The sequence below is a fragment of the Paraburkholderia panacisoli genome (genome assembly GCF_008369935.1).
GTDB lineage: Bacteria > Pseudomonadota > Gammaproteobacteria > Burkholderiales > Burkholderiaceae > Paraburkholderia > Paraburkholderia panacisoli.
Window position 1 is genome coordinate 464,851 of sequence record NZ_VTUZ01000002.1, and the last position, 15,190, is coordinate 480,040.

General features: G+C 57.8%; 16 protein-coding genes and 1 pseudogene. 6 read left to right on the top strand and 11 right to left on the bottom strand.

Annotated features, from left to right (window positions below; genetic code table 11):
* Positions 1-878: 878 nt before the first annotated feature.
* A pseudogene (locus tag FVF58_RS04700) lies at positions 879-1,291 on the top strand (IS6 family transposase); the annotation flags it as partial.
* 123 nt (positions 1,292-1,414) lie between these two features.
* On the opposite strand, the gene FVF58_RS51200 reads toward FVF58_RS04700, so the two are convergent.
* The 4 genes from FVF58_RS51200 to FVF58_RS04715 form a co-directional block, all read right to left on the bottom strand.
* Positions 1,415-1,573: a hypothetical protein gene (locus FVF58_RS51200; RefSeq protein ID WP_188130710.1), complete on the bottom strand. Its 159-nt coding sequence runs from the start codon at positions 1,571-1,573 to the stop codon at positions 1,415-1,417.
* Between the two features lie 28 nt (positions 1,574-1,601).
* On the bottom strand, positions 1,602-2,345 hold the full coding sequence (gene phbB / locus FVF58_RS04705) for an acetoacetyl-CoA reductase (RefSeq protein WP_149668738.1): 744 nt from the start codon (positions 2,343-2,345) through the stop codon (positions 1,602-1,604).
* Positions 2,346-2,501: 156 nt separating this feature from the next.
* The gene (locus tag FVF58_RS04710; protein WP_149668739.1) at positions 2,502-3,071 is read right to left on the bottom strand and encodes a phasin family protein; all 570 of its coding nucleotides are present in this window, start codon (positions 3,069-3,071) and stop codon (positions 2,502-2,504) included.
* Positions 3,072-3,386: 315 nt separating this feature from the next.
* Entirely contained in the window at positions 3,387-3,584 is a 198-nt protein-coding gene (locus FVF58_RS04715) for a hypothetical protein (RefSeq protein WP_149668740.1), read from the bottom strand.
* Between the two features lie 682 nt (positions 3,585-4,266).
* On the opposite strand from FVF58_RS04715, the gene FVF58_RS52495 reads away from it, so the two are divergent.
* Positions 4,267-4,782 carry a hypothetical protein gene (locus tag FVF58_RS52495; protein WP_246216923.1) on the top strand — a complete coding sequence of 172 codons (516 nt, stop codon included), beginning with the start codon at positions 4,267-4,269 and terminating at the stop codon, positions 4,780-4,782.
* A gap of 183 nt (positions 4,783-4,965) precedes the next feature.
* Here FVF58_RS52495 and FVF58_RS04725 read toward each other — a convergent pair whose 3' ends face one another.
* The 6 genes from FVF58_RS04725 to catA form a co-directional block, all read right to left on the bottom strand.
* Positions 4,966-5,364 carry a RidA family protein gene (locus tag FVF58_RS04725; RefSeq protein ID WP_149668741.1) on the bottom strand — a complete coding sequence of 133 codons (399 nt, stop codon included), beginning with the start codon at positions 5,362-5,364 and terminating at the stop codon, positions 4,966-4,968.
* Between the two features lie 260 nt (positions 5,365-5,624).
* Positions 5,625-6,401 (bottom strand): benzoate diol dehydrogenase BenD, encoded by a 777-nt coding sequence (benD, locus tag FVF58_RS04730; protein ID WP_149668742.1) that lies wholly within the window; start codon positions 6,399-6,401, stop codon positions 5,625-5,627.
* Positions 6,398-7,420: a benzoate 1,2-dioxygenase electron transfer component BenC gene (gene benC / locus FVF58_RS04735; protein WP_149668743.1), complete on the bottom strand. Its 1,023-nt coding sequence runs from the start codon at positions 7,418-7,420 to the stop codon at positions 6,398-6,400. The genes benD and benC overlap by 4 nt, the downstream gene beginning before the upstream one ends.
* Before the next feature lie 39 nt (positions 7,421-7,459).
* Positions 7,460-7,948 carry a benzoate 1,2-dioxygenase small subunit gene (gene benB / locus FVF58_RS04740; protein WP_149668744.1) on the bottom strand — a complete coding sequence of 163 codons (489 nt, stop codon included), beginning with the start codon at positions 7,946-7,948 and terminating at the stop codon, positions 7,460-7,462.
* Complete coding sequence (locus tag FVF58_RS04745) at positions 7,945-9,303, bottom strand: Rieske 2Fe-2S domain-containing protein (protein WP_149668745.1); 1,359 nt, start codon at positions 9,301-9,303, stop codon at positions 7,945-7,947. Before FVF58_RS04745 ends, benB begins: the two co-directional genes overlap by 4 nt.
* A gap of 113 nt (positions 9,304-9,416) precedes the next feature.
* Complete coding sequence (catA, locus tag FVF58_RS04750) at positions 9,417-10,352, bottom strand: catechol 1,2-dioxygenase (protein WP_149668746.1); 936 nt, start codon at positions 10,350-10,352, stop codon at positions 9,417-9,419.
* A 176-nt stretch (positions 10,353-10,528) separates the two neighbouring features.
* Between catA and FVF58_RS04755 the strand changes: the two genes are divergently transcribed.
* From FVF58_RS04755 to FVF58_RS04770, 4 genes are all read left to right on the top strand, one after another.
* Entirely contained in the window at positions 10,529-11,452 is a 924-nt protein-coding gene (locus tag FVF58_RS04755; protein ID WP_149668747.1) for a LysR family transcriptional regulator, read from the top strand.
* A 105-nt stretch (positions 11,453-11,557) separates the two neighbouring features.
* Complete coding sequence (locus FVF58_RS04760; RefSeq protein WP_149668748.1) at positions 11,558-12,682, top strand: muconate/chloromuconate family cycloisomerase; 1,125 nt, start codon at positions 11,558-11,560, stop codon at positions 12,680-12,682.
* A 96-nt stretch (positions 12,683-12,778) separates the two neighbouring features.
* Positions 12,779-13,057 carry a muconolactone Delta-isomerase gene (gene catC, locus FVF58_RS04765; RefSeq protein WP_149668749.1) on the top strand — a complete coding sequence of 93 codons (279 nt, stop codon included), beginning with the start codon at positions 12,779-12,781 and terminating at the stop codon, positions 13,055-13,057.
* A gap of 14 nt (positions 13,058-13,071) precedes the next feature.
* On the top strand, positions 13,072-14,277 hold the full coding sequence (locus tag FVF58_RS04770) for a benzoate/H(+) symporter BenE family transporter (RefSeq protein WP_149668750.1): 1,206 nt from the start codon (positions 13,072-13,074) through the stop codon (positions 14,275-14,277).
* Positions 14,278-14,874: 597 nt separating this feature from the next.
* On the opposite strand, the gene FVF58_RS04775 is transcribed toward FVF58_RS04770, so the two are convergent.
* The coding region (locus FVF58_RS04775; RefSeq protein WP_149668751.1) for an IS66 family transposase at positions 14,875-15,190 on the bottom strand (316 nt) is incomplete at its 5' end.

Genomic DNA, 15,190 nt, shown 5'->3' on the forward strand with positions numbered 1-15,190 from the left:
GCAAAGACGATGTCAACGCAGTGAACGTCTGTGCAGGCGTTGCGCGATTGCCTCCACCGGGCAAGCTGTTCGGGCAAGAGTTTCCCGCTGCTCATCAAGGCCTGCTGCTGCTCGAAGATATCGCCGTACTCATTGTTCAGGATGGCGTGGTCGCATATAACGCGCTCGGCCAGTTGCCGCGTGGTTGCACATTGAATATCGCTCGCCCATGCTCCGGCCGAACCAAAAGCTGTCATTGACAGCAGCAATGCAAAGTATCGTCTCGGACGCACCGCGTCTCCTTGAAGGTGATTGCCGTGATTAAACTGCGGCCGTTTGTGAGTGAACTCGAAATCTGTGCCAGACGTGCTCAAGGAGCACTGGCCGGCTCGGCCGCATCAGGCGTGCCAGTTCCAGTCGCGAAAAAGGAGCGCACGGCTTCGCGCATTTGCATCGCTCCAAAAGGCTGGACTCGCAAAACGCTGCGTCCGTTCCGCCCGTCGGGCTTGCTCGCGGTCGCGTTAGACCTCGATGCCCCTTCAATGGTTTTCGACCAACGCAAACGCTTCGGAAATGATGGTTTGCACATATGCGACCGAGATGCGCATTGCGGGATTTCGGGACGCTTTCGAGGCTCGCGGATAGCGCCTGTAGAAGATGCGATCGAGTGCTGTGGATATAACGCCGCAGCTGCCAAACGCGCGCTGACCATTCGCTGTGACAAGCTTGGGCGACAGCCATTCGGTTTGCTGGTGAATTCGATTACCGCCCTTGAAGGGAGGGTTCAGTTCGTGGCGACGTTGCCGCACGACGCGTGGAATTCCGCGGTTGTCGGCTGCTTCGATTGGGACCCCTTCGCGGCGTATCTACCTCTTGACGTGACAATGTTGCGGCAGGACGGGCAAGCCTGGCACCTTGACGAAGTGTTTTTGACGTTGCGCGGAGAGTCTTACCTTTTGTGGCGCGCCAGCTGCGCAGCTATCCGGCAGCGAAAGCCGAAATTCCCGCACTGGTTCACGTCAGGCACGTCTTCGTCAAAGCCAGCGCGCGGATCAACAACCGGGCTGAAAACAGTCATCAGCCGACGCGCGAACGCGAGTGACGCATTCCCCAAGGGGACTTCCTTCGGGGCGTGCGTGGCTTCTGCGATCCGGAACGCACGCAGGCTTTCTTATCGAGCTCCGGTCCGATCAGGCAGCACTTCGCGCTCAAGCGACACCTGCTTCGGCCCTCACTCTATCGCGAACAGCTCGCTGCACGCTTCGTCGCCTGGCGTCGTCACGAGACCACCCAGGATCCGTCCGCTTTCTGAGCAAGCGTGTGTTCTCTCCGCTGTTGCGTTGCGAACAATTTAACGTGACAACGCCGTCCATCCATACAGGCAACGATGCGATCACCCTCGGTACCGCAACAACAGTGTAGGGAGCGCACAAGCTCAATGCGACGCGCTGCGCCAGTCCCGCCAGTAGTGACGGTAATCCATCTCTCTGAGCTGTCTTCGGCGCATTTGCTCCCGGTGATAGTGAGCGGCGACGAACACGGCTGCCATCACCAGCACGAATGAACCTACGACAATTGTCACCGCTTCACTCATCGGAACCTCCATGGCTGATCTCTCCGGTTCATTGCAGGTGTTGACCTCCGTTGATCGCAATGTTGGCTCCAGTCACGAAGCCCGCTTCGCGCGAGCACAGGTACAGCACGAGTGCGGCGACTTCGTCGGGCTGTCCGAGCCGGCCGACCGGAATCTGCGGAATGATCTTCGTCTCGCGGATTTCCTCCGGCACCGCCATCACCATCTTCGTCGCGATATAGCCCGGAGAGATCGTGTTGACGGTGACGCCTTTCTTCGCCACTTCAAGCGCCAGCGATTTCGTGAAGCCATGCATGCCGGCCTTCGCCGCGGCGTAGTTGGTCTGGCCGAACCCACCCTTGGAGCCGATGATCGACGACACGTTGATGATGCGGCCCCAGCCACGCTCTACCATGCTGTCGCACACTGGCTTCGTCATGTTGAACACCGAATCGAGGTTGGTCCGGATGACCGCGTCCCAATTGACCTTGTCGAGCTTCTTGAAGCTGGCGTCGCGCGTAATGCCGGCGTTGTTGATCAGGATGTCGACTGGTCCGACTTCAGCGCTGATTTGCGCCATGCATCTTTCGCACGAGTCGTAGTCGGCGACGTCGACCGCGTAGGCGCGGAATTGTCGTCCCTTTGCTTCCATCCGTGCGAGCCACTCGTTCGCACCGGTGTTGCCCGGCGAATAAGTGACTACGACCGCATAACCGGCGTCATGCAACTTGATGCTGATCGCCTCGCCCAGTCCACCCATGCCACCCGTTACTACCGCGATCTGCTTTGCCATCGAATCGTCCTCGCAAAAGCTGGCCTCATGCTCATCTGGAACAATACGGCCTTCAGTCCAAGAATTGGATGTGCTGAAAACTGGAATCCCTTACCCATAAGGAATCCTTCATACATAACAGAAACCGCACCGTGAGCATCGCTGCCCACGTCAGCCCTATCGCTTCGCGCCCTCGGCTACGGGAGCCGGCTCGGGATTGCTTCGCACGGCCTTTGACGCTGTGGCCGTGATTGCGTCAAAATTGCTCTCGGCAACCTGCACGGCCTGCTGCGCCGTTTTCTGCAGCGATTCGCACAAGGTCGTGGTGGCGGCAATCACGGATTTCCACGCAGTGATCGCTACTTCGGAACCTGCGGGACCATTTTTCGCCGCTTCCTCGACGAGTGTCTGCACGCGTCCGTTGTACCGCTCGTAGTGCGCCTGCGCGAGTTGTGTGAGCTCAGCCTGCGTGGCCGACGCGATGTCGAACACTTGCCGGCCATATGACAGCGATTTTTCTGTGAAGGGCCCGGTGAAACCTGCTTGCAGCACGAACCACTGCTGCGGGTCCGTCGCGCCGGGCGCCTTCGTCAATTTCTCCTGCGCCTCGGCCAGCGTGGACCTGACGACCTGCAGGTTCAACGCGACCAGTTTTTCGACGCCTTCAAAGACCTTCCCGCTCAACTCGGAGAATGCGTCGAGGTTGGCCTTCGCAGCGGCGACTTGCTCAGTGTTCGATAGAGCCATTGTTGAATTCCTCAAAATCCGGTCCGGCACGCGAAACCCCCTTCGGACGAGGGTGTTGCGGCGGATCGCGATGGTAGATAAACCGAAGTGCAAGGACGCTTGCCACGTCGCACGTGTCGCGAAGACTTCGGACGGTCGTTACATCAACAGGCACTACAAACCAAACCCCAACCGGGAACCAAACTCCAGCAGCGACGCTTCGTTCACGACTGTTGCTTCCGCGCTCGCCATGTCGTACAGCGGCGCTCGCGTCGAACATGGGGACAGCAAACGCAGCGATTTCATTCAGGGCCGGGAGGTGGACTCCGCAGATGTCTAGCGCATCCGGGCGACGGCCTTAAGAATGGAATCGCCGTCGCTTGTGACATGAGGACGTGAGCGTCCTGACGCGAGGTTTTCCAGTGATATGAGTTGCCGCTCGCACAGCGTGTCGAGCTCGGCGCGGCCTAGATCAATCTGATCAGGCGCGGACTTGATGAGCATTAAGGTGGCGAATTCATGGGGACTCAGCATTTCGTCTCCTCGATTTAGTCTGTCTGTGCGGGAAGTATCAATTACCCTCTCCAGCGCGTATGCCCGGCAAATATTCCTGCCGTCTCCGTAAAGCGATCATTCGAGAAATCGAATCACGGAGACGCCATCATAACGGCTCAATTTCCGAATGCAATATGTGGAATGCTTTTTATTGGTGTTGCCTTTTTGTCTGTTGAATACCTTTGCATCGCGTAGCTGCACGTTGCCGCCCACACCGTAACTGAGGACCCCAGCGAGTGCCCGGCTGGCAAGGCCCTCGAACGATATGGACTTCACCCCATGTTTGAATAGATCGCTTAATTAATTAAGCCAATTGATTGACTTAATTGAGTGAGTTCATATTTGAATACTGTATTTATAGGTCAGCGCTTTCCTGGAAGGCGGTTATCTCTAGTCCGAAATTGTGAAATATTTATTAAAGCACGCGTGAATTTTCCAAGTCTCCTGAATTTCAATCAGCGAAGACTCGACAACCGTTGACTTCTACCGCTGTTGCGTCGACCAGTTCGCCCGCGCGCAGACCGGTTGCATAGCCGAAGTCAAGCAGGAAACGCAGGCGCTGTGCCGCAGCGACTGCCCAGCCGCATGGCCATTCCAACCCTTTGACCATCCGTGCGTATACGTTCCTGCAACTGCCGCTTCCATTCAGTGATCAGTTCGGATGCACATCGAACTGCTGCACAAATTCGGCCAGCGTCCGCTGGAGCCGGGCTTCCCTGCGAGGGCAGAGCATGCCATGTGCCTGTTGTCGGCCATGGCCGTCCGTCCGGCCAACTTCGCCGACTGCAAGTGGTGGGCTTTAGCCGCAGACACGAGCCGAAGTGTTTGTGCTCCCCCAACATGTAGCCAGGGCTTCACCATCTCGCGTCGTGCATCAACAGCGCAGGTGCTTACCTTGGAAGGCAGCCCTGAACCGAGTATCTCCGTCGGCACGCTTGTTGCGTTTGAATGCTGCGCGAACAAGGAGGTGACTAATATGAGCGTCTTTCTGGCTAAGGTTAGCCTTAAACCACCGCGCCGTACTTTAATCATCGCCGCGGCTGCTGTCTGTCTCGCCGCGGTCTGTGGGACGGGTATCGCGGCATTTGTCGGCGTGTTGCCCCAATCAGAACACATAGCCGTCGCAGTGACTGCAACTCCCCTCCTTGATATCCAGGTTGACCGCGCTGTTCAGTAGACTGGCACGAGCGTGGATAGATAGGCATGGGTGGGTGTCATAGCCGCCTCGCCCGCTATCGTCATGCACACCGGCTTCCCCCGTCCGCGTCCAGCCAACGCACACCTTGATGCACGCGAGACGGTGATGGACCCATGCGCAGATTCGGGCAAACCATCTTCGGACGCACGGATTTTCACAGGGTTAATCAGGCAATACCGCGACCGCCTTGATTTCAACGATATAACCTGCCGCGCCGCCAAGCATGTGCGCGCCGACCGCTGTCCAAGCCGGCAACGGGTGCGTAGTGAGGTATTGGTCACGCACCTTCATGAACAATGGCAGGTCGCGCATATCAGTGTGGTAAGTGGTCAGGTCAACCACGTCGCCCAATGATGCACCTGCAGCCGATAGAACCAGCTTGAGATTTTCGAATGCCTGGACTATTTGCGCTTCGCGGCCTTCGACCAGTTGCATGGCCATGTCACGCCCAATCTGGCCGGACACGTAAATCGTGTTGCCAACCTTGACCGCCGGGGCGTAACCAATCTTTTCGTAGACTGCCTCCATCCCGGCAGGGATAACGGCTTTGCGTTCACTCATGAAATCTGTCTCCTGAAGCGGACACGATGGCGAGGGCCAAACCTACACCGATGCACAGCGTGGCGGAGCACGTGTGTTGCCAATCGGTCGCCTCAAATTTATAAGGCCTTACCAATGCCACGCATGCGGTGCACTTGCCGACCCGGTTGCAGCAACGGTCTCTGCTCGAGACCGCATAACCCAGCTCGTAGTCGGCAAGAGAGTTGGTCACCTCCGGTTGTGACGCGTCCGCGTTCAGGCTGCTCGAGGCGATTCGCAAGTCAGCCCGTGTCGCCACCAGCCACCGGCAATACAGTGCCGGTGATATAACCCGCCTCGTCCGACGCAAGGAACAGAATGGGTGCGGCCTGCTCGTCGATGCTGCCGTAGCGTTTGAAGAAGGTCGATTCAGTGACTTGCTTCACCGCTTCGCCCATCCAGACTTTTTCCTGCTCGCTGTCACCGGCGGTGTTGCGCGGCACACGTCGCGGCGGCGCATCGGTCCCACCCGGCGCTGTGGCAACCACGCGGATGTTGTGCTCTGCGTACTCCATCGCCAGCGACTGCGTGATCGCGTTGACACCGCCCTTGGCCGCCGAATACGGTACGCGGCGGATACCGCGTGTGGCATTCGAAGAGACGTTCACGATGGTCCCGCCCCCGCGCTTGAGTAGGTGCGGCAAGACCGCATGGCAGGCGTAGAGTGTCGGCATCAGTGAGCGACGGATTTCCGCATCGATCTGTGCAGGCTCGAACTCGGCGAAGGGACGCATGCGAATCGCGCCACCAACGCCATTGATGAGAATGTCGATGCCGCCAAACGTGCGTACGGCGAAGGCCATCGCCGACGCGGCACCTTCGTAAGTCTCAAGGTCGGCGACAAACCCTGCAGTGTCCGCGCCGTCCGCTTCGGCGGCGACTTCAGAAACGAAGTCGGCGCGGTCGACGAACAGTACCTTGCCGCCTTCGGCGGCCGCGCGAAGCGCTACCGCGCGACCGATACCCTGCGCGGCGCCGGTGACCACCATGACCTTGCCAGCAAATCGTTGCGTGCTCATGCGGTCCTCGGTGCTGCGTTAGGAGTGAACTTCTCATAGTGGAAGCTGTTGGGCTTCACGCCGTTGTCGTCGAAATGCTTACGCACTGCATCGACCATGGGCGGCGGTCCGCACAGGTACACGTCCACGTCGCCATCATTGACGGCCTCCGCCGGCATGTGCTGCGTTACCCAACCCTTGCGCGGATGGGTCGACTCCGTGTCAGCCACGACGGTGCTGTAGGTGAAGTTCGGCAACTTCGCCACGTAGGCGTCGATTGCGTCGACCTGCACGAGGTCAAGGTCTCGCGTTACACCGTAGATCAGATGAACTTTTTGCTGCGAACTCGCCCGAGCCAGCACTTCGAGCATCGACAGGAACGGTGCCAGGCCTGTGCCGCCAGCGAGAAACAGCAACGGCCGCTCCACAGCGCGCAGATAGAAACTGCCGAGCGGCCCGGTCAGGTCCACCTTGTTACCTGTCTGTGCGGATTCAAGCCACGTGCTCATCACGCCACCAGGAATCTTTTTAATCAGAAAACTGATTTTCGATTCACCCGGTGCTGACGAGAAAGAATACGAACGGTGCTGCCCGCTGCCGGGAACGTCAATGTTGACGTACTGGCCCGGCAGGAATACCGGCGCGGTGGCTTCCACATCCAGTTCGAGCAGGATGGCCGCATCGTTGTGCGCTTCCACCTTTGATACTGTTGCAGCGAACTTGCTTTGCTCAGTCTTGCATGCCGTGGAAGATGCCGGAACCGCGATGACACAATCGCTTTCTGGCACCATCTGGCAGGTCAGGACGAGGCCGCTCTCCTTCTCATCCTCGGTCAGCGCATCTTCGATGTAGTCGTCGCCAAGGTCGTAGCTTCCGCTCTCGGCGCGGCACTTGCAGGTGCCACACACGCCGTCGGAGCAATCCATCGGCAGGTTAATCTTGGCGCGAAAGGCTGCATCAAGCACCTTCTCGCCGGCCTTGCATGTCACGAAGCGGGTCACGCCGTCTTCGAAATTCAGTGCAACGTTGTAGCTGGACATCTTGCCTCCTGTACCTCTAATTTCCACCGCTGTCTGCTATCAAACGTGATAAACGTCGAGCACCTGGCGGATGTAATCGTCTTTCAGCACAATTCGCTTGTAGGAAATCAACAGTTCATCGTTGACCTTTCGCAGCGTCACGAACATCGTGCCAAAAAATTGGTCTGTGGCTTTGTAGCGGTGACTGAGCGTGTTGAAGTTGTAGCGCACGTCCACTTCGTTGTCGCGCTCGGCCAGCACCTCCACATTGGTCACGTTGTGACTGGTACGGGGTTCAGGCATCGAAGCACCACTGCGTTCGGTCTTGATGCGGAACACACGGTCTTCCAGGCCACCACGGTCCGGGTAGTACATCAGCGAAATCTGGCTTTCGTGGTCATCGGTGAGCTGGTCGTCGTCATCCCATGCCGGCATCCAGTAGGTAACGTCCTCGGCATAGCACGCAAGCCATTCGTCCCACTGCCGGTCGTCGAGCAGGCGCGCTTCGCGGTACAGCGCGGCACAGATTTTCTGGTAGTCGATGCTCATGCCAGCGTCTCCCCTTGTTCCTTTTTGAGTGCGTCACGCATGACATGCACCCAGTACTCGTGCTGACACACGAAGAGGCCTTCGTCTTCGCTACGCTCACCTGAGATGCGCGGTTTCAGCCCCATATTCTTTGCATTCGCGTCGGCCCCCTCGACCCACAGCGGCGCCCCACGCGAAAGGTCATTCCACAGCGCGGTGGTGCCGGCATAGCCAGTCTGGCAAGCGCGGAACTCTTCAAGATCATCTGCCGTGCCCATTCCCGAGACGTTGAAGAAGTCCTCGTACTGGCGGATGCGGGTAGCGCGGTCGGTCGCGCTTTCGCCCTTAGGGGCGAAGCAGAAAATGCTGACCTCAGTCTTGTCTACGCTAATCGGACGTACCACGCGAATCTGGGTACTGAACTGGTCCATCAGGAACACGTTCGGGTACAGACACAGGTTTCTTGTCTGGTTGACGATAAAGTCTGCCTGGACTTCACCCACACGCGCCTTGATTTCGTCGCGGTATTGATAGACCGGGCGCACTTCTGGGTTCATCGTCTTCGTCCACAGCAGGATGTGGCCGTGGTCAAACCCGTACACGCCGGCCACCGACTTGCTCCAGCTGTTTGCATCCACAGCCTTGGTGCCGTCGACCTTGCGACGGTCCATCGTCGCAGCATAGTTCCAGTGCACGGTGCTGACGTGATAACCGTCGCAACCGTTCTCCATCTGCATCTTCCAGTTGCCGTCGTAGATGTACGAAGAGTTGCCCCGCAACACCTCCAGCCCGTTTGCAGCCTGGTCGACAATCTGGTCGATGATGACCTTCGTCTCGCCAAGGTAGTCTTCCAACGGCATCACGTCTGCGTTGAGACTGCCAAACAGGAAGCCGCGGTAGCTCTGGAAGCGAGCGACTTTCTTCAGGTCGTGCGAGCCGTTGGTATTGAATTGCACCGGGTATTCGGTGGTCTTCACGTCCTTCACTTTCAGCAGCTTGCCGGTGTTGGCGAAGCTCCAGCCGTGGAAAGGACAGGTGAAGGTGCCTTTGTTGCCGTGCTTTTTCCGGCACAGCATTGCACCCTTGTGCGCGCAGGCATTGATGACCGCATGGAGTTCGCCGTTCTTGTCGCGGGTGATAACCACGGGCTGACGGCCAATCCAGGTGGTGTAGTAGTCGTTGTTGTTGGGAATCTGGCTTTCATGCGCGAGATATACCCAGTTGCTCTCGAAGATGTGTTTCATCTCGAGCTCAAACAAATCGGCGTTGGTGAAGATATCGCGGCGGCAACGGAATACACCGTTTTCCTTGTCGTCCTGAACTGCGGTGTGCAGCAGTTCATCCAGCTGCGTGGCTTTGTCGAGAATGGCAGACATGTGTGCTCTCCTACGCGTGCTCCAGGCTATGGAGCACGCGCATCGGGTGTCGAAAGATTCTTGCGGAGAATTGAGCGGCAGCAGCGGTACGAGGTAGCAGCCGCGTTGGGCGGTTACGCCGTGGCAGACGCGCGCAGGCGATTGACGACCTGGTTATCCTTGCCCTGAACCATTGGAGTCAACTCGATGTTGAACTCGATTTCCTTGTACGCATCGGCCTTCATGCCCAGAGCAGTGCCGCCGGTCTTTTCGACCACATGGGGAATCAGGTCTTCGCGCGTGGCATAAGCGAAGTCGTCCCAGATCAGCGGGTCGCCCTCAATATTGATTTGAGTCGTCAGCTTGCGGTACTTGTCGCTGGTGACGAAGAAATGCACGTGCGCCGGACGGTTGCCATGCCGCGCGAGCACGTTCAACAGTTGTTGGGTCGCGCCATGCGGCGGGCAACCGTAGCCGACCGGCATGAGCGTACGGAATTCGTACTTGCCGTCGCCGTCAGTGCTCACAGCACCGCGCAGGTTGAACTCGCTCTGCGCCCCGGTCGGGTCGAAGTGCGAATAGAAGCCCTTTGAGTTGGCGTGCCAGCACTCGACCACTGCATTGGCGACAGGCTTGCCGTCCGGACCGGTCACCGTGCCGCGGATGACCAGCGGGCCTGCATCCTCGTCGGGATTGACGTCAATCTTCGATACGCCATCGCGCACTGGCGCACCGGCAACATACAGCGGACCTTCGATCGTACGCGGCGTGCCGCCGGTGATTTCTGCCGCCTTGTCCTCTGCGTCCATGCGGATGTCGAGGTATTTTTCCAGACCGAGACCAGCAGCAAGCAGTGCAGCTTCGCCATCCTGCCCAAGCTTGTTGAAGTAATGGACGCCGGCCCAGATTTCGTCGGGCGTCATGTCGAGGTCGTCGATGGCCTTGAACAAGTCACCCAGCAGGCGGCTGACAATCTGCTTTGCGCGAGCATTGCCATCCTGGCTTCCAACGTTCGCAGCAGCCTTCAACAGCTCCTGCACTTCCTTCGTATCAAACACTTTGACGCTCATGTCTGCTCCTGAATCTCTCTATTTTCTCTGGGGTTAACCCTCGATTCGGCACCGACTCATCTATCTGCAGAAGGTATAATCGATTGCTGAAACAGAGTGTGAATGCAGGATAATGGACATCAGAAAGGCCCGTCCAACACTGTTTTAGTATCGGTCTATATCCAGGAGGTATTGATATGGAACTGCGGCATCTACGTTATTTCGTCGCGGTGGCCGAAGAACGCAATTTCACGCGCGCCGCCCGCCGGCTGAACATTGCCCAGCCGCCTCTGAGCCGCCAGATACAGCAACTCGAAGAGAATCTGGGCGTGCAACTACTGGAGCGCAACTCGCGTCCGCTGAAGCTGACGGAGACAGGGAAGTTTTTTTATTCGCATGCCGCGCAGTTGCTGTCCCAGACAGCAGACCTCGAATCAATGACAAGACGCGTAGGGAACATCGAGCGCAGTCTCTCGATCGGGTTCGTGGGTTCGACGTTGTACGGGATGCTGCCGAAAATCATCCGGCGTTTCCGCGACGAGAACACCACAGTCGAACTCAGTCTCCACGAAATGTCGACGATGGACCAGATTCGTGCGCTGAAAGACGGCCATATTGATGTTGGGTTTGGCCGCATTCGGCACGAGGACGCAAACATCCGTCGGGTGATTCTTCGCGAGGAGAAGATGATTGTTGCGTTTCCCGAGGGCCATCCGCTTTCAGTTGCCAAACCTGTCGTCGCTCTCCGCGACCTCGTCAACGAGACGTTGATTATTTTTCCGAAGGCGCCCCGACCCAGCTATGCGGACCAGGTGTTGTCGGCATTTGACGACCGTGGTCTCAAACCTCGCAAGATATATGAAGTACGGGAATTGCAGATTGCGCTTGGCCTCGTCGCAGCAGGGGAAGGTATCGCTGTTGTTCCGAGCAGCGTGTACGGCCTGAAACGGGACGACGTCAGCTACAAGGAACTGGACGACCCGACCTTAGTGTCCCCAATCATCATGAGCATGCGCGCGCTCGACGAGTCGCGGGACATTCGGGAAATGCTCGAACTCGTCTATCGGCTCTACGAAGAAGAGAAAATACCCTTTACGCCCCGAACAGACCAGGCCCGCTGATGGATGCTATACCTCGGCGGTATGGAGCTAGACGTTAATGGTGTTGGACAGGCGATTATTGGGCACGCAATACTGCGTCAACCCATCAACTCCGCCACTCAAGGTATGAACGCCCAAATCACCTCCGTCGAAGCAATTCTGGTTGACCTCCCGACCATTCGCGCGCATCAGCTAGCCATGGCGACGATGCAGCAACAAACCCTGGTCATCGTTCGTCTGCACACGAGCGACGGCATCGAGGGTATTGGCGAAGCCACCACGATTGGCGGTCTGTCATACGGTGACGAGAGTCCCGAAGGCATCAAGCTGACCATCGACACTTACCTTGCACCTGCGCTGATCGGGCAGGACTCGACCAATGTCAACGGCGCAATGCTCAAGCTGAATAAGGTTGCTCGAGGAAACCGCTTCGCTAAATGTGCAATCGAGACGGCGTTGCTGGACGCGCAAGGCAAGCGCCTGGGTGTCCCGGTCTCAACGCTTCTGGGCGGCGCTGTTCGCACGACACTTCCGGTCCTCTGGACGCTCGCGAGCGGTGATACGCAACGAGACATCGAGGAAGCGGAAATGCTTCTCGCAGAGCGTCGCCACAACATTTTCAAATTGAAGATTGGCCGGCGTAGCGTTCGTGACGACGTAGCTCACGTTTCTAAAATCAAGTCCGCGCTGGGCGACCGCGCAAAAGTTACCGTCGACGTGAATCAGGCTTGGAATGAAGTTGACGCAACCCTCGGAATCTACGCGCTCGAAGCTGCTGGCATCGACCTCATCGAGCAACCCACACCGCGCGAACAGCGCGGAGCACTTGCCAGACTTTCCGCACGCTTCATCGTGCCCATCATGGCTGACGAAGCAGTAACCGGACCGGAGGACGCTCTTGAACTCGTACGTGACGCATGCGCGGACGTGTTCGCATTGAAGATTGCGAAGTCGGGTGGCATCTACGGGATGATGCGCGCGGCTGCTATTGCGGATGCGGCCGGCGTATCGCTGTACGGCGGCACGATGCTGGAGGGCAGCATTGGGTCGATTGCATCGGCGCATGGGTTCAGCGCTCTTCCACAACTTGCGTGGGGTACTGAGTTGTTCGGACCACTTTTGTTGAAGGACGACATTGTGACCGCGAGGCCGCAGTATCGGGACTTCGACCTTCATCTGCCTGAAGGGCCGGGCCTAGGCCTGCATATCGACGAGGACAAGCTGGCTTTCTACCGTCGCGACAAAAAATAACTGAGCACGCAGACAGTCCACCACCAAATACATCTGGACATTCCAGTAGTGTGCTGGTGGACCTGAGAGACCCCCGACTTTTTAAATGAGAGACCCATGCTCTATCTAGTAAGAATGGATGTACACCTGCCACACGATATGCCGTTGGCTCAGGCTGACGAAATCAAGGCCCGCGAGAAGGCCTACTCGCAGGAGCTTCAGCGTCAGGGCAAATGGCAACAACTGCATCGCGTGGTCGGTGAATATGCCAACTACAGCATCTTCGAAGTCGAGTCTAACGACGAACTGCACACCATTCTCTCCGGCCTGCCACTGTTTCCGTATATGACGATGCAGGTCACTGCGCTCGCACGTCACCCATCTTCCATCCGCTAAATCCTCCGGATGCCATGAATCGCGACAACGAAGGTACGCTAGTGTCCGCCGCTCCGATTGGGCGTTGGTCCGTGTCGGCAGTAACCGCAGGGCTGCTCGCCGTCATCATCTCTTATGCCGGGCCACTCGCAATTTTCTTCCAGGCTGCGCGTACCGCTCATGTTGGCAATGACGTCGTCGCGTCTTGGGTCTGGTCGATTTCGATGGGCGCCGCGGTCTCCGGAATTGCTTTGAGCTGGTGGCTGAAGCAACCAATCATAACGGCTTGGTCTGCGCCCGGGAGTGCCTTGCTCGTGACGCTTTTTCCAGGGATGCCGGTGAGTGATGCAATCGGCGCATACATCATCGCCGGTGCGTGCATTTTCGTGCTTGGCGTATCCGGGTTGTTTGACCAGATAGTGAAGCGAATACCGAAAGGGATAGCCTGCGCAATGATGGCAGGCATTCTCTTTCAGTTCGGCACCAATGTGTTCAGGTCGGTTGCAATCACGCCTTGGCTTGCGCTGGGCATGCTGGCGAGTTACATCGTTTTCCGTCGATGGGCCGCGCGCTACTGCCTTATCCTCGTTTTAGCGTTCGGTTGTGCTCTCGCCGTGGCACTCGGTTTGACGAATCTGCAGTCAGTAAGTCTCCACGTTACCCGTCCCGTGTTCACAATGCCAACCTGGTCCTGGCAGTCAACCGTGAGCCTGGCGGTGCCTCTCGTCATCGTCAGCTTGACCGGTCAATTCCTGCCTGGCTTCGCCATATTGCGGGCCTCTGGTTACCAGACACCGAGTCGTCCGGTTCTGGCTGGAACCGGCCTGGCATCGATTCTGGTGGCTTTCTCCGGCGGCATAACGATTGTCATCGCAGCAATCACCGCAGCATTGTGTACGGGACTCGACTCTCACCGTGACCCGGAGCGCCGCTACGTCGCGGGAATCGCAAATGGACTGTTCTATCTGGTAGGAGGCACCTTCGCCGGAACGGTCGTCATGCTGTTCGCTGCGCTCCCCAATACCTTCGTTGCCGTGCTGGCAGGTCTGGCATTGCTCGGTGCGATTGCTACGAACATTGTGGGGATGGTTCACGACGAGGCTCATCGCGAAGCGGCGTTCATCACATTCATTGCCACAGCCTCAAACATGAGTTTCCTGGGATTAGGTTCGGCGTTCTGGGGTATTGCCATAGGAACGCTGACGCACCTCGCGCTTGGAAGTGGCAGGCGAACTCAGTGAGACGTTTGTGCGCGAAGTGCGCAACGTCCTCAACAGTGGGAACGAGTCGCTCAAAATTTCGTCATTAAAGACATCCTATGGGTCCAGGCGCAAGCGCGGGCGCACTCCACAAATCCAATGGACACATAGAAATTAAGCGAGTGAGCCCACTTCAGTTGATGCGGAGCGCCAACATCGATTCGACGTCACCCCGCGTCTCGCCCAACCTGACTGCTCACGAATCAACTGCGCCGCAACACCAGCTGACAGATGCTCGTGCTTGACGTATAGCTCAGTGATTTGACCGAAGGTGCCTTCATTGACAGGGATGACACCAAGAACCTCGCCGCTCTCCTACGCCACGAAGCAAAAGACACTGCTTTCGACGGACAAGACACCCCTCGCTATCTCTGTTCGGTCACTCGAATCGACCTTTCCGTCCCCAAGCTCAACAAAAAGATGGTCGACAAGCTACGCGACCACCTTTGGGTCCTGCAATGGGTCCGCTGGCGGTTCCGTTGCGTCGAACGCGCTCACCACATCATCGACCTTCACGTTGACGTAGCGCTCGGTAAGCACCCGGGGAAGGCATCTTGACAAGGGCAATCGCTGAAACGATCAAGCCGTGGTCGGCGTCCAGCGATGAGGAAGCAGTTGCGTGATGTCGGCGGCACGGTGTGTCGGCAAGCGCGTCAGCACGTTCTTCAGGTAAGCCAGCGGATCGTGCCCGTTCAGTTGTGCAGAGCGGATCAGTGTCATGATCGCGGCCGCGCGTTTTCCGGCACGCAGGGATCCTGCGAACAACCAGTTCGACCTCCCCAGAGCCCATGGCCGTATTTGATTCTCGACCCAGTTGTTATCTGCAGGCACACGCCCGTCATCCAGATAGCGCGTAAGCGCTTCCCAGCGTTTGAGGCTGTAGTCGAGTGCTGCG